Raw genomic sequence first — 17,650 nt, 5'->3', positions numbered from 1 at the left:
TTATGGAATAAAAAGCTTTGAGCGATTACGAAAAAAGATATTATGGCGTCAACTTATCAGAAGGAATGTAGGTTAACCTACATTCCTTCCAAAGAGAGAGTATTGGAAATATTTACACCACCACAATTGACAGAGAGCCTTTTTTTATTATCATTGGCTTGTAGTTTAAACTAGGAGGAAAAGGATATGAGCTACAATCATCGAGAGATTGAGAAAAAGTGGCAGAAGTATTGGGAAGAAAACAAGACATTTAAAACAAAAGAAGACAAGGGAAAAAGAAAATTCTATGCTTTGGATATGTTTCCGTACCCATCAGGTGCAGGTCTTCATGTAGGTCATCCAGAAGGCTATACGGCTACAGATATTTTATCCCGCATGAAGAGAATGCAGGGCTACAATGTTCTTCATCCAATGGGATGGGATGCGTTCGGTCTTCCTGCTGAGCAATATGCTCTAGATACAGGAAATGATCCAGCAGAATTTACAGAGCAAAATATTAATAACTTCCGCCGTCAAATTAAATCGTTAGGATTCTCCTATGACTGGGACAGGGAAATAAATACTACGGATCCAAGCTATTACAAATGGACACAATGGATTTTCTTAAAGCTATATGAAAAAGGCTTAGCCTATGTTGATGAAGTACCGGTAAACTGGTGTCCGGCATTAGGAACGGTTTTGGCAAACGAAGAAGTCATTGACGGAAAAAGTGAGCGCGGAGGCCATCCGGTTGAGCGCCGTCCTATGAAGCAATGGATGTTGAAAATCACGGCTTATGCCGACCGTTTATTAGAAGATCTTGAAGAATTAGATTGGCCAGAAAGCATTAAGGAAATGCAGCGCAACTGGATTGGCCGCTCAGAAGGTGCAGAAGTAAAGTTTACGATTGACGGTCATGATGAGACGTTCACTGTCTTCACAACCCGTCCCGATACGCTTTTTGGTGCAACCTATGCAGTTTTGGCTCCAGAGCATCCGTTAGTTGAAAAAATTACAACGGCTAAACAAAAACCAGCAGTAGAGGCATACCTCGATCAAATCAAAAGTAAGAGTGATTTAGAAAGAACGGATCTTGCAAAAGAGAAAACAGGTGTATTCACAGGTGCATATGCGATCAACCCTGTAAATAACGAAAAAATGCCAATTTGGATAGCAGATTATGTATTAATGAGTTATGGAACAGGTGCAATAATGGCAGTTCCAGCTCATGATGAGCGTGATTTTGAATTCGCTAAGAAATTTGGGCTTCCGATTAAAGAAGTTGTCGCCGGAGGAGATGTTACGAAGGAAGCATATACTGGCGATGGCGAGCATGTAAACTCTGATTTCTTAAATGGTTTAAATAAAGAAGAAGCGATTGCAAAAATGATTGCTTGGCTTCAGGAAAAAGGAATTGGAGAAAAGAAAGTAACGTATCGTCTTCGTGATTGGTTATTCAGCCGTCAACGTTATTGGGGCGAGCCGATTCCAATTATTCATTGGGAAGATGGCACAAGCACGCCAGTAAGTGAGGACCAGCTGCCGCTCGTTCTTCCGAAAACGAAAGAAATCAAGCCTTCTGGAACAGGTGAATCACCACTTGCTAACATTTCGGATTGGGTCAATGTTGTCGATGAAAATGGACGTAAAGGACGACGTGAAACCAATACGATGCCACAATGGGCAGGAAGCTGCTGGTACTATCTTCGTTATATTGATCCAAAAAATGAAGAAGCGTTGGCAGATGCCGAAAAATTGAAAGAATGGCTTCCTGTTGATATTTATATCGGAGGAGCAGAGCATGCGGTACTTCACTTGTTATACGCTCGTTTCTGGCATAAGTTTTTATATGATATTGGTGTTGTGCCAACGAAGGAGCCGTTCCAAAAATTATTTAACCAAGGTATGATTCTTGGAGAAAATAACGAGAAAATGAGTAAATCTAAAGGCAATGTTGTAAATCCGGATGAAATTGTGGAAAGCCACGGTGCCGATACACTTCGTTTGTACGAAATGTTTATGGGACCTTTAGAAGCTTCCATTGCATGGTCTACAAACGGTCTTGACGGCTCCCGCCGCTTCTTAGATCGTATATGGCGTTTACTTGTGGATGAGGACGGCAATTTAACAGATAAGATAGTGGATCATGATGATTCTGGAAAGCTTGAAAAAGTATATCATTTGACTGTGAAAAAAGTAACAGAGGACTTCGAGGGACTACGCTTTAACACGGCGATTTCTCAGTTAATGGTGTTTATAAATGAAGCATATAAGGCAGAAAAATTACCGAAGGCTTACATTGAAGGTTTTGTGAAATTACTTTCACCTGTTTGTCCTCATATTGCAGAGGAGCTGTGGGAAAAGCTTGGTCATGAAAACACTATTGCATATGAAGCATGGCCTGCTTATGATGAAGCAAAGCTTGTGGATGATGAAGTAGAAATCGTAATCCAAATTAACGGTAAAGTAAAAGCGAAGCTAATGGTTCCAGCTGATGCGACAAGAGAAAAACTAGAAGAAATCGCCATGGGTGATGACAAAATCAAAGAGCAAATTGATGGAAAAACAGTTCGCAAGGTCATTGCTGTACCAGGAAAGCTTGTAAATATTGTTGCCAACTAAAATTTGTTATAATGGAAGGGCTAATCGAACAGATTAGCTCTTTTTGTATGATATTAGGATAAACTTCATTGTATTTGATGTTTTGAACTTTTAGGGGATGGAATACGGGGATTAAAACACAAATAAAGGAGAATTTGCTTATGAGTGACTTCAAAACAATATCCTCAATAGTATTGCAGGAAAAATTAGAAGCAGGAGAAAATCTACATTTAATTGATGTTAGAGAAGACTATGAAGTGGCGTACGGAAAGATACCAGGAGCTATGCATATTCCTATGAATACGATTCCTGAACAGCTTCAACATTTGGATAAAGAAAAGGAATATATCATCATTTGTGCAGCAGGGGTTCGAAGTGAAATGGTGTGCCGCTATATGCACGAAAATGGTTTTAAAGTTGTGAACATGGAGGGTGGCATGTATAGTTGGGAAGGTGAATTGAGCGTAGACTAGTTATTACAAAACGAAGTGTAATAAAGATGTTATAAAAATCTCTCAACCTGTCAAAAATGGATAGAAAAGATTTACTGGGAGAGAGAAATGTGATTAGAGTAAAACTTTTTGATTATGAGCATGAGAAGGATTTGGAAAGAGAGATGAATGCATTTTTGAAGAGGATTGACGAAGATCAGCTGATTGACATTAAATACAACATTGCAGCCATGCAGGAAGAGGATGAGGATCAAATTTATTGCTTCAGTGCGATGGTGATCTATAGAAGTTAATAAAAAAAGGCTGTCCCATACGTCGGTTATTCCGAATTTATGGGACAGCCCTTTCTTATCAGGAGCCAATCAGGTGCTTTTCATGTTGTTAGTATTTTTTCTCAAGACTATATTTTGCAGCATTCAATCCAGCTAGCCTTCCGGTAACAAGGGCGGATGTAATGTTGTATCCTCCAGTATAACCGTGAATATCTAAAATTTCTCCGCAAAAATACAGGCCGTCCATTAATTTAGAGCTCATTTCTTTCGGATGGATTTCTTTAACAGAAACGCCGCCGCCAGTTACAAAAGCCTTTTCCAAAGGCAATGTTCCGTTCACAGTAAAAGTAAACTCTTTACATAAAGAAGTGAAAGCTCTTATTTTTTCATTAGATAGGATGGCTCCCTGATCGGACCCATCAATCTCAGCACGATCTAATAGAAAATGTAAATACCTTTCCGGGAGTAGTCCTTTTAGACTGTTTTTTATCGCTCGTTTTGGTTCTTCCTTTATTCTTTTATGAATGGTTTGAAACAATTCTTCAGGGTTTTGGTCAGGTAGAGCATCTAGTTTCATCGTAACCTGCTTCAAATTCCATTTTTTCATAGCTTTTACGACAAACTGACTGCACCTTAACACAGCTGGTCCAGAAATGCCGAAATGAGTGAAAATCATATCCATTTTATGTGTGATCAGAGGCTTCCCTTTTGGATTCATTACGCTAAGTGCTACATCCCTTAAAGATAAACCTTGAAGCGTTTTGTTTTTAATAAACTCCTCTGAAGAGATCAGTGGCACCTCGGTTGGATATAACTCTGTTACAGTGTGGCCAGCTTTTTCTGCCCATGCATAACCATCACCGGTAGAGCCAGTATGAGGAACAGACTTGCCTCCAACAGCTAGTATGACAGCATGTGCTTCAAATGCTTGGCCATCTTTCAAAATAACCCGATGCACTGTACCATAATCGATCGTTTTAACAGGTGCATTGGTGAATATTTTTACCTTTAACTCTTCAAGTCGTCTGGTTGACAACACTTTTTGCATCATCGCTTACAGGGAACATTCTTCCGTGGTCTTCTTCTTTTAAAGGAACGCCAAGCTTTTCGAAAAAAGCAATAATATCTTCATTGCTAAATTCAGAGAAAGCACTATATAAAAACCGCCCATTACCAGGAATATGCTTAATGATTTCATCAACAGGCAGTCGGTTGGTGACATTACATCTTCCTCCCCCGGAAATAGCTAATTTTCTTCCGAGCTTATCACCCTTATCTAAAAGCAGAACTTTAGCACCTTGTTCACCGGCTGCAATTGCTGCCATCAATCCGGAAGGTCCTCCTCCAATAACAATTACATCAAATTGCATCGTAACCTCCTGAGGTGTTTTTTAAAGCAGACATGTACCCGCGTTGCTCAAACACCAGCCTATATGCGTTTTCATCCTTACATTATAAAGCAAACCAGTACGAAGTAAAAATTTATTATCCAAGATTTTAGGTACTAGAAAATAATATTTTAATTTCAGCTTGATGGCATGAATTTGTGGTAATATTAAGAACGTGTAAACATGGAGTTCTTGTTTAAATATTGCCTCATTTAATATAGTGGGAAGGGATTTTATGTCATCTAAGCTGCTAAGAGGAACCTTTATATTGACAGCAGGAATGATGCTGTCGAAGGTGCTCGGTTTATTATATGTAATACCTTTTGATGCGCTGGTAGGAGCTAAGGGGTTTACTCTTTACCAATATGGCTATATTCCGTACACATTATTTATTAGCATAGCAACTGGGGGTTTACCGCTTGCTGTAGCTAAATTCGTAGCGAAATATAATGCTTTAGGAGAATATGGATTAGGACAAAAATTATTTAAAACGAGCATGAAAATCATGCTGGCTACGGGATTTTTAGCTTTTTTCGTTTTGTATTTGATCGCTCCTGGGCTAGGAGAATATTATGCTTCATCTGACCCAGCCTATAAACCAGAAGATATTACTCAAGTTATTCGTGCTGTTAGTTTTGCGCTTATATTAGTGCCGATTATGAGCTTGATTCGAGGCTTTTTCCAAGGATACGAGTCTATGGGACCAACAGCTCTTTCACAAGTAGTTGAACAAATTGTACGTATTGTTTTCCTTTTACTCGGAGCATTCATAGTAAAGTTTTTGCTTAATGGAAGTATAGTAACAGCCATAAGTGTAGCTACTTTTGCAGCGTTTATTGGTGCAATAGGTGGTCTCATCGTACTTATATGGTATTGGAGGAAAAGAAAAGCTTATTTAGATGAGCTATTACTTCAGGATCGTGGTCAATTGCAGATTTCTTTAGTAGATATGTATAAGGAGATTCTGTTCTATTCAATACCTTTTGTTTTCGTTGGAATTGCCATGACATTATTCCAGGCAGTAGATACGTTAACTTTTGGTAAAGCGATGGCTGCGATTGGGAAAAGTGAAGAAACGACAACGGCTTTAGGTATTTTAAACATTTCAGCTAATAAACTTGTCGTTATTCCGATGACTTTCGCAACAGCTTTTGCGATGAGTATTGTACCAACTGTAACGAAGGCGTTTGTGGAAGAAAAAATGGACACCTTTTCAACTCAATTGAATCAGGCTTTTCAAGTGCTTTTGTTTTTAACGATTCCCGCAGTGGTTGGGATGTCTCTTTTAGCTGAGCCTGTCTATACGGCATTTTATGGGTATGATGAGCTCGGGGTTGAAGTATTAAAAGTGTATGCCCCTGCTGCTATACTTTTTTCACTCTTTTCTGTTACAGCTGCTGTACTACAAGGGATCAATCAGCAAAAATATTCTGTATTAAGCTTGCTCATCGGATTCTTGTTGAAGCTAAGCTTAAATATCCCACTAATCAAATGGTTCCAAACAGATGGTTCGATTTATGCAACTACGATTGGATATTTGGCAGCTACTCTCATTAATATGTATGTGATTCGTTATTTTACTGGCTATCGATATCAGCTCGTATTTCGACGAACGCTTCTTATGATCATTTTTACAGGGATCATGGCTCTAGTAGTGAGTGTTGTAAATGGCCTTCTGTACACTGGTCTAGATCCACAGCATCGTTTGCAAGCTATTTTGATTATTATGATTTGTGCCGTTATCGGGGCAGGAGTATATTTTGCTCTTGCATTAAAGTCTAAACTAGCCCAAAGACTGTTTGGTAACCGCATAGAGAAATGGCAGAAGAAAATTAGACTTCGAGCAAAATAGGAAAAAAGTGATGAGGCTAAACATTTTTATCAGCCTCTAAATATGTTTGGGCAAAATGTATTCTTGAACATGTCAGGCTGAGAAGCTGCACTCCCTAATTAAAGAAAGGAACGTAGGAATGAGAATAGATAAACTTTTAGCAAACCTAGGTTATGGCAGCCGTAAAGAAGTGAAAAGGCTTTTAAAATCAGGAGCTGTTAAAATAGATGGCGAGACTGTAAAAGATGCAAAAGAACATGTAGATCCAAAAATCAATCAAGTGACTGTACATGGAGAAACCGTTGAATACAAAGAATTTATTTATTTAATGATGAATAAACCACAAGGAGTATTATCTGCAACAGAGGATGCCTACCAAGAAACCGTTCTAGACTTATTAGAACTAGAGGATGCAATTTATAAGCCTTTTCCTGTTGGACGACTGGACAAGGATACAGAAGGATTACTCCTCTTAACGAACGATGGTCAGCTTGCACACAGGTTGTTGTCGCCTAAAAAACATGTGCCCAAAACGTATTTTGCAATTATTGATGGTGAGGTTACCGAGGAGGATGTAGAAGCTTTCCGAAAAGGAGTCACGTTAGATGATGGCTACTTGACAAAACCAGGAGAGCTGAAAATTCTTAAGTCGGGCATCCGTTCGGACATCGAGCTAACGATAACAGAAGGGAAGTTTCATCAAGTAAAAAGAATGTTTGAAGCTGTTGGAAAACGAGTAGTATATTTGAAGCGGAATTCGATGGGTCCCTTGAGACTGGATGAGGACTTAGAGCTTGGTGAATACAGAGAATTGACTGATGAAGAGATTGAAAGCCTACAAAATTAAGAAGCAAAGTGAAGTATGACGGAAGACGAAGCTTCTAGGAATTTTAAAGCAAGACTATAAAGGAAGCAAAATTCAATAAACGTTGATCTGAAAAAAAGCCGGGTAACCTTAGAGGTGCCCGGCTGTATTATTTTTAGTCATTACGAAGACATCTTTACTTTTTTCTTTGTTGCTGTCCAAATTCCTCTGCTTGGACTTTTCACCAAGTCATTGTATGCCAATACATTTAGGTCGCGCTGAATCGTGCGAGGAGTGATGCCAAATTCTTCGACAAGTTGTTGTGTTGACACCGTACCATTTCGTTTAATAAACATATAAACGGACTTGATACGGGTAAGCATACGATTTGTTGAAGGTTTCAAAAAACCACTCCCTACTATGAATATTAGCAGGCAAGAATGCCATTTCTTGCTTGCAAAGTATACCCCCGGTTCATAAAATCACCGGTCAAGCAAACATAAGGCAAGTGATACAACCGACAGACGCTGAAGAAGAATAATCTTCAATCTCATGTAGTTCCCTTACACTCAACATCTCCTTTTTTAACTTGGTGTTTCTTTCTAGATGTCTTTCTGCTTATATTGTACCGCTTTAATTCGTTGGATTCTACTAATTTAACCTAATTTACAAAATATTTAGTTGTTTTTTCAAAAACTGATTACCGCTTTATTTTATACTTATGCAGTTTTTCAAAGAAAATACAGTCCTCATCAAAATTAGAATATTTTACATTACCAATTCGTCACGCTTTTTTGTAAGTGTTTTTCTGTCTATTTATGTACAATTTGCTAGTGATTTCTTTCATTAAATTTGGCTGTGTAAGTGGAGGAGAAGTCCTATCACTTTTCAAAGATTCTTATAAAGGTTGAGTTCCTTTCGATTTTCCGTATTATGAGAGATGAGGGCAAAATGAATTAAATTGGTTCTCGGCACTTTGTATTCATAGGCTGGTCAAGAAAGGTGCAGCACATTTGAAAAAATCAATCGTAAGGAGATGTAAACTTTGAAGTACACATATTGGCAGCAAGAAACCGAAAAAATAAAGGATACCATTATTCAAAAAACACAAGAGCTTTTACGAATTAAAAGTGTTTTGGATGAGGAAAATGCCACTGCAGATGCTCCACTTGGAAAGGGAATTAAAGAAGCTTTAGATTATATGCTAGAGCTTGGTAAGAGTGACGGTTTCACAGTAAAAAACGTTGAAAACCTTGCCGGTCATATTGAAATGGGGAGCGGTAAAGAAATCGTTGGGATTCTTTGTCATCTAGATGTTGTACCGGAAGGAGATGGCTGGTCTTCTGACCCTTATGGTGCTGAAATTCGCGATGGCAAAATTTTTGCAAGAGGGGCCATCGACGATAAAGGTCCAACTATGGCAGCTTATATGGCCATGAAACTAGTTAAAGAATCTGGAGTAAAGCTTTCTAAGCGAGTAAGAATGATCCTTGGCACAGACGAGGAGTCTAATTGGCGATGTGTCGATACATATTTTCAAAAAGAAGAAATGCCATCACTTGGTTTTGCTCCGGACGCAGATTTTCCGATTATTTATGCAGAAAAAGGAATATGGGATTTCTATATCATACAAAACACCGAAATCAATAAAAATGAATCGGCTGACATTATAGTACAAAGCTTTTCTTCTGGTCGCCGTTTTAATATGGTCCCAGATTTTGCAAAGGCGGAATTGGAAACGAAAGATCAAGAGTGCACCATTACACAGGCATTTGAGGGATTTTTACAGCAGCATTCATTAAAAGGAAGAGCTTATGTTGATCGTGGTACTTTAACTTTAGAAGTCGAAGGTGTTTCAGCTCACGGAATGGAACCGAACAATGGCATCAATGCAGGACTCTTTTTATCTGCTTTCATCGCTTCATTGAATGTAAATGAAAAAGCAAAACAGTTCTTTGCTTTCGTACAGAAGTTTTTGTACCAAGACTCACGTGGAAAATCTTTAGGAATCTCCTATCACGATGATATTACGGGAGATTTAACAATCAATGTAGGAACTTTACATTACAACGATAAAGATGGCGGAAAAGTGGGGGTTAATCTCCGTTACCCGGTCACCTTCGAGTGGGAAAATGGAAAAGCCAAATTAGAAGAAGTATTGAAAAATGAAAAGATGAAAATGGAAACCATTTCTCATTCCAAACCGCATCATGTTGATCGCAACAGCTTTTTAATCAAGACGTTGTCAAAGGTGTATGAAGAACAGACTGGAGAAAAGGCAAAATTGATTTCCATTGGTGGCGGTACGTATGCAAGATCCCTTGAAGCTGGAGTAGCGTTTGGTCCGCTTTTTCCTGGCAGAGAAGATGTTGCACACCAGAAAGATGAGTATATGTATATAGAAGACTTAATAAAAGCAACGGCCATTTATGCTCAAGCTATTTATGAATTAGCGAAATAGAAATATACTTTGTCTACAACCTAACTCTTTTCTAGTTTTGAAAAAAGGAGTATCATGGAAAAAAGGACATGGTTTGAAAATTTTTCTGACCTGTAGTCTGGTATATAGAGGGGAGTTGGGAAGATGGAAAAGGTCATTTTTGATGGTCAACTAATCAATCGATCAGAGGCTTCTGTTGATATAGAAGACAGAGGCTATCAGTTTGGCGATGGGGTTTATGAAGTGATCCGTGTATACAATGGAAAGATGTTTACCAGCAAAGAGCATCTTCAACGTTTGTTTGAAAGTGGAAAAAAAATTGGCATGGATATTCCATATGGTCTAGACGAAATCAAAGCGATGCTTGAAGATCTTATCCAAGCCAACAATCTTACGCTTGGGACAGTTTATTTGCAGGTGACAAGAGGGGTAGCACCAAGAAATCATATGTTTCCATCAAGCGATGTAAAACCGATGTTTGTTGCCTACACTCGTGAAGTAGCACGACCAGAAGAAAACATGATGAACGGAGTTAAGACAATCTCCGTGGAAGATATCCGTTGGCTGCTTTGTGATATAAAGAGCCTTAATTTGTTGGGGAACTTATTGGCTAAGCAAAAAGCTGCTGATGCTGGCTGTTTTGAGGCGATTCAACACAGAAATGGCACTGTAACAGAAGGAAGCCTTTCCAATGTTTCAATTGTAGTAGACGGTGTCGTAAAGACTCATCCTGCTAATCATCTCATATTAAATGGCATTTCAAGACAGGTTATGCTAAAAACATGTGAGAAAGCAGGAATCCCATTTGCAGAAAAGCCATACACACTTGATGAGTTAAAAAATGCGGATGAAGTATTTTTGACTGGAACCACAGTTGAAGTGATGCCAATTATTGAGGTTGATGGACAAAGAATCGGAAATGGCAAGCCAGGAGAAATAACGAAGAAGCTACAAGAATTATTTAAAGCGGAAATTGAAGAGCAATGTGGTCAATTGTTTATTCAACAATAATATAAAGAAAAAACGAGGGTAACTTATCATTGTGCTTTTTACCTTTTAGTGCAAGGTCTGATGTGCACGAAGGGTAAATCTGGGAATGAAAAGAGTGCCCTCTTTTTTGTAGAAGGAATGGGTATGCTAGATCAATAGAATACCTGTTTCTGGAATGAATGATAAAATGGTGTTAGAAAGGTTGTATTCTATTTTCATGCTATGAGATTAGTAAACCGTTTTCATCTGTTAAAAACGATTCCCTTTTTGGTAAAATAAAGATCAACAACAAGGGCAGATGGACGACTCATGCAGTGGAACGATTTCATTGTATGAGCTTTCCTGTCTAGAATCAAAGAGATATTACTTGAATGTTGTTGAGCAGTAAAAGGCCTACTGCTCTTTCAAAAACGGATACATAAAGAGGATTATCAAGCATTTATATAGAAGATAGGTAGTGTTATGAATGGGACAACTGATTAAGCTTCAAGATTATATATCAAGATATGAATTAGATATTTATCATTATCCTACACAATATGTACGCTTAAAAAAGCAACAATGGAATAAATGGAAGAATGCATATTACGATGGAACGTTAGAAAGTCATTTTCAGTATGATAAAAATGAGTTACCGGATTGGCATGAAAATGAGGAAAAAACAACTTTATTCAATCGCTTCAAAAAATTCTTCAAACGAAATGATAAAGAAACGATGGATCATGAATATGTACAAGATTTCCCTCAACATGACGAAGAAGGCATAGATCTAGATGTAAGGATTCCATTATTACCGTCAAATATTGAAGAACTTAAAAAATCTTTTCTCAATCAGCTTTTTCGGTTTCAGTTAAAATGGGCTTCTTCAACACTAAGGGAAAAATCATTTGTCGATCAAAAATATTATTGGGATGAAAAACTCCGTTTCTTTCTTCAAAGATTTCCCGACACATTCTTAATTTTGTATCACCCTGTTTTCTTATTGAAAAATGCTCCAGTGGAAGTAGAAGTGATTGTATTGAGTCCTACAGATGCATGGTGCATCAGCTTTTTAGAAGCAGAGGAAGATGCAGCTTTCATAGGATCTAATGAGAAATTCTGGATAAGAAGGCATCATAAGCATAGTGAAAAAAAATTCCTTAGTCCGCTTATATCATTAAATAGAATGGAGAAAATCGTGAGTAAATTGTTTTCCTTATATGAAGTCAGCTTGCCAGTGAAAAAGGTCATACTGTGCAGAAATGGTTATATTGATTACCCAACTCAGCCTTTTGACGTACAAATATTAGATAAGAGGAGTTTTCCTGGGTGGTTTGAAAGAATGCGTAAATTAAGTTTTCCATTAAAGCATCAGCAATTAAAAGGAGCTGAAGTCTTATTAGATTATTGTCAAACAACATCCGTAAAAAGGTTGGATTGGGGCGATGAAGATGCCGTCGAGACAATTGACTGAGACAGTCTACAGTCAAAAGCTTGTATTTATCGTAAATCCTAATGCTAGCAATAAAGGCTCAATCAAAATATGGAAAAAAATCGAAAGAGAGCTAGCAAAAAACGGAAAAAGGTACGAGGTTTTTTTTACTGAAAGATCTGGGCATGCCAAGGAGCTGACAGAACAAATATTAAAGCAATCTCTTGAAGAAACGTTAATTTGTGGTGTTGGAGGGGATGGGACAATTCATGAAATTATGAATGGTGCTGCCCCCTTTCCACATGCCATCATTTCAAGTATACCAGCTGGTTCAGGCAATGATTACGCCCGAGGTCTACAGAAAACTACTAAGGTTCATAAAGCTCTAAGTCTTATACTTCAAGGGCAATCGACATCAGAGGTTGATTTAGGCTGCTATACTTATCAAAACAATAAACATTATTTCATTAATAGCTTAGGTATAGGATTGGATGCTGAGATTGCCAATGGGGTAAACAAATCACGCTGGAAAAAATGGTTCAATACATTTAAAGCTGGAAAGCTCATTTATTTATATTTTTTTTTCAAAAAGCTGTTCACCTTCAAGCCTTTTGAATTGCATACCGAAATCGATGGGAAAACTTATATTTTTAAAAATACTTGGTTTTTAGTCGCTGTCAACCAAGGATATTTTGGTGGAGGGATAAAAATTTCTCCTGACTCTGCGACGAATGATGGAAAGCTCAATATAATAGTGGTGCGCGAGTTTAAAAGGTTTGAATTATTGTTTATGTTTGCAACTGTTTTTTTGGGAAAACATCTGAAGCTAAAAAATGTGGATTCATTTTTGTGCGAAAGAATTTTTTTAAGAGCAGATTCCAATGTTTTCATACAGGCAGATGGAGAAATTGTCGGTAACAGAGAAATTACTGCAGAAATTTCACCACGCATGATTACAATTGTAGCAGGAGTGGGGGAAAACAACTAATGATAGCAATAAATCGGGCTTTTTTTGCATATTTAGATGACGTGAAGCTCGTTACAATTTTAATTCCATACTATCATTTTAATGGTCATTCAGACAGTTTTTCGCTCATAACGAAAGACCAGGCTGAGATCCCTCTCCTTATAAATCAACGTATACCATTAAAAAATTTTATGAAATATGTATGTGAGTTACCTTTCGAGGTTCCTCTTGGGGAACGGTATGAAATTCAAAATTCCAATGGTTATAAGACGGATCTTCAAATTGGAGCGGTAATCCGAACGAAAGACTTTGATGAGAATTATTACTACGAGGGCGATGATTTGGGAGTAACATATTCAAAAGAATTTAGTTCTTTTAAGCTTTGGGCTCCTATTGCCACTTCAGTAAAATTAAAGCTAATTGATCCAAATCGAAAAGAGCTTCCTCATGTAGAGATGGCTAGAGGGGAGAAAGGAGTCTGGCATGTAAAGCTTGAAGGGAATTATGATAGGTTCGAATACTCCTATCTCGTTTGCAACAATCTTCTCTGGAAAGAAGCTGTAGATCCATACGCGAAAGCAGTATCTACAAATGGGGAAATGGGAGTTATTATTGATCTGGAACAAACAAGAGTTCCTTTTACTAGGCTGCAAAAAGTTCAATCACCTGTTGATGCCATTATTTATGAAACGCATATTAGAGATTTTTCCATTCATCCGGAGAGTGGAATACAACATAAAGGAAAATATTTAGGACTTACAGAAGAAGCTATTGGAACAGATAGAAATTCAACCGGATTATCTTACTTAAAGGAATTGGGGATTACACACCTTGAGCTGCTTCCGTTTAATGATTTTTATGGGGTGGATGAAGCCAGAGATACTGGTGAATATAATTGGGGATATAATCCTCTACATTATAATGTTCCTGATGGGAGCTATAGCACGGATCCCAGTGATCCGTATAAAAGAATTATCGAGCTAAAAACGATGATTACTTCCATTCAATCTAAAGGGATCTATGTCATCATGGATGTAGTATATAATCACGTCTACCACCGTGAAACGTCTCATTTTGAAAAAATTGTCCCTGGGTATTATTTTCGTCACGATGATTTTGGAATGCCATCGAATGGAACAGGTGTCGGAAATGATATAGCTTCTGAACGAAAAATGGTAAGAAAATTTATCGTGGATTCTATTAAATATTGGATGAAAGAATTTAATGTGGACGGCTTCCGCTTTGACTTAATGGGAATTCTCGATATTGAAACAATGTGTGAAGTAAGAAAGACAGCGGATGATTTGAAAGAAGGCTGTATCATTCTTGGAGAGGGCTGGGACTTAAATACCCCTTTGGCTTCCGATTATAAAGCTACGATAAAAAATGCAAAGAAAATGCCAGGTATTGCATTTTTTAATGATTATTTCAGGGATACCGTAAAAGGAAGTACCTTCAATTTATATGAAAGAGGCTATATCCACGGAAGCTCCCAAAAATCTCAGGCTGTGAAGCATATTATTACAGGAAGTATACAGGCAAACGGGAGTAGTGGTCTTTTTTCCTCGCCGGAACAGAGCATCAACTACGTAGAGTCGCATGACAATCATACACTTTGGGATCGTATTAACCTCTTTGATCCGAAAGAAGCTACGGACATAAAACGGAAACGCCATCGCTTGGCAACTGGTATGGTCATTCTTTCTCAAGGAGTGCCCTTTATTCATAGTGGCCAAGAGTTCTTTCGCACTAAGCACGGGATTGAAAATAGCTATAAATCACCTGATTCTGTCAATCAGCTTGATTGGAGTGAAAAAATAAGGAACTTTGATCATGTCCAATATATTAAAGGATTGATCTCAATTCGGAAAGCACACGGTGCTTTTCGCCTCCGTAGTGCGAAAGATATTGAAAAGTATATGAAGTTGATCGATTCGGGTTTTTCTTCCATCTTATACCTTCTTGAAAATGTCGAGCAGTTCGGTCCATGGAAGAATATTTTTGTCGCATTTCACCACCTTGAAACATCACGAGAAATCTTTTTGCCTATAAAAGGGACATGGCAAATGATCTGTAATGATCAGGCTGCTGGGATAAAGCCTTTAAATACAATTACGGAACACAAATTCACATTGGAACCATTAAGTATGTATGTTCTAGTACAAGAATCTTCATGAGATATCTGAATTTTTTAACCCTTGACGAAAAAATACTTTATACACTAAAATTTAGAAGGATAGCTATGGCATTCTTGTGATTGATAGCTGTCTTTCTTTTTTTATAATGATTTCTCTAGATGAATAAGGCGCTGCAGCTTGAATAGCATAGTTCATAGATCATTGCGCTTTTTATATAGCTATAGAAGGGTTAGCAAAGAAATTGAAGGTGACCAGATTGGAACATTTATTAGGTCAAGAATGGGAAATAATTCCTGCTGGTGGTGCTACTGGGGAAGCTTTTATAGCTCAGCATGACAAACAAAGGCTTTTCTTAAAACGTAATTCCTCTCCATTTTTGGCGGTTTTGTCTGCAGAGGGAATTGTTCCAAAGCTTGTATGGACAAAACGTCTAGAAAATGGCGATGTGATTACAGCACAGCATTGGTTAAACGGAAGGGAATTGAATCAAACAGAAATGAATGATGAGATGGTGGCACAGCTGCTTCGCAAAATTCATCAATCTAAGCCTCTGTTGTCCATGCTAGAAAGATTGGGGAAAACTCCTTTAAAACCTGAAGATATTTTAAAACAATTAGAAGCTAGTCTTGATCAGGAAGTGGCTTCTATTGGTATTGTAAAAAAAGCTTTATCTTTTCTTGAGAGAATGCTGCCAGAAGTCGAGTGCAATGAGACTGTCGTCTGCCATTGCGACGTTAATCATAATAATTGGCTACTCTCTGAAGAAGATGAATTGTACTTAATTGATTGGGATGGAGCCATGATTGCTGATCCAGCGATTGATCTGGGCATGCTCCTATATTCATATATCCCGAAGGAAGAATGGAGCTCATGGCTCGAGAAATACGGATTGAAGTTAGATGAATCGTTGCAGCGAAGAATGAAATGGTACTTCATTTCACAGTCGCTGTATTCCGTTCAATGGCATAAGACAAAAGATCGACTGGAAGAAATGAATAGCTGGCTTCGATATCTTGATATCGTGATAAACACAAATTAAGATAAGGAGTCCATGTTTTCAACCCATTGTGAAAGCTGTTCCAGATGTGATGAAATATGTTCACCTAGATTAGAAGCATTCACACCATTTTGGCTGTACTCGTATATTTCAGTCAGAAAGGATATAGCGTCTTGACTATAATTTCCGTTTGCCATTAAGGATTTTACAAGCCGTTCAACTTGTTCACATTCCGCTACGGAGCCACAGCAGTCGCTTTGCTGGTTATTTAATAGATCTTTTAAAAGCGAAATTTGATGTTCTTGGGAAAGCGGCATGAAAACACACAACCTTTCTAATAAATGGAAGCTAATGCCTAGTCATTAGCTTCTTTCTTTATATAGGTTGTAATTTCTTTTTTAAAATTATACAGAGAATCGACCATTCTTAAAAAATGCTACCCCTACTGTATCCAACCACATGTTTCTTTACAATGTCTTGCGCAACTTACATGAACATGGTATGTTTTTGAACGAAGATTAGATTAGAGGTGTAAACATGCGATTACGAAACAAGCCTTGGGCTAAGGATAAATTAATGGCATATCCTCAATATGTCATAGCAAACCCTGAACAATGGAAAGGGAAATGGTATGAAGTTTTTGGTAACAACAATCCGTTATATATAGAAGTTGGAACTGGGAAAGGGCGATTTATTACAGAAATGGCAAAGGCCCATCCTCACATTAACTTTTTAGGGATTGAACTTTATGAGAGTGTTATTGTTCATGCGCTCGATAAGATCATTGAAGGTGAGCTTCCAAACGTGAAGCTATTGACCGTAAATGCTAAAGACTTAAGAAACTTCTTTCAAAAGGGAGATGTTTCAAGGGTCTATTTAAATTTCTCAGATCCATGGCCAAAAAAGCGTCATGAAAAAAGACGACTTACGTACAAGACGTTTTTGAGTATTTATGAGGACATTCTTCCGGATGGAGGAGAAATTCATTTCAAAACAGATAATCAAGGATTATTTGAGTATTCTCTTGTCAGTATGTCTCAATATGGAATGCTGTTGAACTTTGTAAGCCTTGATTTACACAATAGCAATTTCGAAGGAAATATCATGACGGAATATGAAGAGAAGTTCTCAAGTAAAGGAAGCAGAATTTATAGGCTGGAAGCTCAATTCAAAGCGAATAAAGAAGGCAATTAGATGAAAAGCCAAAAGGGCTGAACAGTGTCCCTTTTGGCTTTTTTCGTGTGCGCCCGGCATGGGTGTAATCTATAGGGTGAGAGTCCCGAGCTGCGAAGGCAGAAGTAGCAGTTAGCTTAACGCAAGGGTGTCCGTGGTGACGCGGAATCTGAAGGAAGCGAGCGGCAAACTTCCGGTCTGAGGAA

14 protein-coding genes and 1 pseudogene are annotated in these 17,650 nt (G+C 38.0%); 12 read left to right on the top strand and 3 right to left on the bottom strand.

What is annotated here, in order from left to right:
* Positions 1–186 precede the first annotated feature (186 nt).
* The 3 genes from leuS (at position 187) to GD441_RS15780 (ending at position 3,325) form a co-directional block, all read left to right on the top strand.
* Positions 187–2,601, top strand: a complete 2,415-nt coding sequence (gene leuS / locus GD441_RS15790) for a leucine--tRNA ligase (protein ID WP_153127391.1) — start codon at positions 187–189, stop codon at positions 2,599–2,601.
* A gap of 140 nt (positions 2,602–2,741) precedes the next feature.
* Positions 2,742–3,053 carry a rhodanese-like domain-containing protein gene (locus GD441_RS15785; RefSeq protein ID WP_153127390.1) on the top strand — a complete coding sequence of 104 codons (312 nt, stop codon included), beginning with the start codon at positions 2,742–2,744 and terminating at the stop codon, positions 3,051–3,053.
* An 89-nt stretch (positions 3,054–3,142) separates the two neighbouring features.
* Positions 3,143–3,325: a sporulation protein Cse60 gene (locus GD441_RS15780; RefSeq protein WP_153127389.1), complete on the top strand. Its 183-nt coding sequence runs from the start codon at positions 3,143–3,145 to the stop codon at positions 3,323–3,325.
* 88 nt (positions 3,326–3,413) lie between these two features.
* Here the strand turns inward: GD441_RS15780 and GD441_RS15775 are convergent.
* Positions 3,414–4,674 (bottom strand): annotated as a pseudogene (locus tag GD441_RS15775) (BaiN/RdsA family NAD(P)/FAD-dependent oxidoreductase).
* A gap of 253 nt (positions 4,675–4,927) precedes the next feature.
* On the opposite strand from GD441_RS15775, the gene GD441_RS15770 reads away from it, so the two are divergent.
* A complete protein-coding gene (locus GD441_RS15770) occupies positions 4,928–6,544 on the top strand; it encodes a putative polysaccharide biosynthesis protein (protein WP_153127388.1) in 1,617 nt (538 codons plus the stop codon).
* Positions 6,545–6,662: 118 nt separating this feature from the next.
* Positions 6,663–7,370, top strand: a complete 708-nt coding sequence (locus GD441_RS15765; RefSeq protein WP_153127387.1) for a pseudouridine synthase — start codon at positions 6,663–6,665, stop codon at positions 7,368–7,370.
* Between the two features lie 140 nt (positions 7,371–7,510).
* Here the strand turns inward: GD441_RS15765 and GD441_RS15760 are convergent, their stop codons facing one another.
* Positions 7,511–7,732 carry a DeoR family transcriptional regulator gene (locus GD441_RS15760; RefSeq protein ID WP_153127386.1) on the bottom strand — a complete coding sequence of 74 codons (222 nt, stop codon included), beginning with the start codon at positions 7,730–7,732 and terminating at the stop codon, positions 7,511–7,513.
* Positions 7,733–8,373: 641 nt separating this feature from the next.
* Here GD441_RS15760 and pepV point away from each other — a divergent pair.
* From pepV to GD441_RS15730, 6 genes are all read left to right on the top strand, one after another.
* A complete protein-coding gene (pepV, locus tag GD441_RS15755) occupies positions 8,374–9,789 on the top strand; it encodes a dipeptidase PepV (protein ID WP_153127385.1) in 1,416 nt (471 codons plus the stop codon).
* A 123-nt stretch (positions 9,790–9,912) separates the two neighbouring features.
* Entirely contained in the window at positions 9,913–10,779 is an 867-nt protein-coding gene (dat, locus tag GD441_RS15750) for a D-amino-acid transaminase (RefSeq protein WP_153127384.1), read from the top strand.
* A gap of 445 nt (positions 10,780–11,224) precedes the next feature.
* On the top strand, positions 11,225–12,211 hold the full coding sequence (locus GD441_RS15745) for an NERD domain-containing protein (protein WP_153127383.1): 987 nt from the start codon (positions 11,225–11,227) through the stop codon (positions 12,209–12,211).
* Positions 12,189–13,157, top strand: a complete 969-nt coding sequence (locus GD441_RS15740; protein WP_191992209.1) for a diacylglycerol/lipid kinase family protein — start codon at positions 12,189–12,191, stop codon at positions 13,155–13,157. The genes GD441_RS15745 and GD441_RS15740 overlap by 23 nt, the downstream gene beginning before the upstream one ends.
* Positions 13,157–15,313: a type I pullulanase gene (gene pulA / locus GD441_RS15735; RefSeq protein ID WP_153127381.1), complete on the top strand. Its 2,157-nt coding sequence runs from the start codon at positions 13,157–13,159 to the stop codon at positions 15,311–15,313. Before GD441_RS15740 ends, pulA begins: the two co-directional genes overlap by 1 nt.
* A gap of 217 nt (positions 15,314–15,530) precedes the next feature.
* Complete coding sequence (locus GD441_RS15730) at positions 15,531–16,313, top strand: phosphotransferase family protein (RefSeq protein WP_153127380.1); 783 nt, start codon at positions 15,531–15,533, stop codon at positions 16,311–16,313.
* On the opposite strand, the gene GD441_RS15725 is transcribed toward GD441_RS15730, so the two are convergent.
* On the bottom strand, positions 16,310–16,588 hold the full coding sequence (locus GD441_RS15725; RefSeq protein ID WP_153127379.1) for a YtzH-like family protein: 279 nt from the start codon (positions 16,586–16,588) through the stop codon (positions 16,310–16,312). The two genes, GD441_RS15730 and GD441_RS15725, sit on opposite strands and share 4 nt — an antisense overlap.
* Before the next feature lie 220 nt (positions 16,589–16,808).
* Between GD441_RS15725 and trmB the strand changes: the two genes are divergently transcribed.
* Positions 16,809–17,465 carry a tRNA (guanosine(46)-N7)-methyltransferase TrmB gene (trmB, locus tag GD441_RS15720; RefSeq protein WP_153127378.1) on the top strand — a complete coding sequence of 219 codons (657 nt, stop codon included), beginning with the start codon at positions 16,809–16,811 and terminating at the stop codon, positions 17,463–17,465.
* Positions 17,466–17,650 lie beyond the last annotated feature (185 nt).

Source organism: Peribacillus tepidiphilus (assembly GCF_009466385.1).
Taxonomy (GTDB): domain Bacteria; phylum Bacillota; class Bacilli; order Bacillales; family DSM-1321; genus Bacillus_BN; species Bacillus_BN tepidiphilus.
The sequence above is the reverse complement of the archived record's forward strand: the minus strand, read 5'-3'. Positions and strand labels throughout refer to the sequence as shown.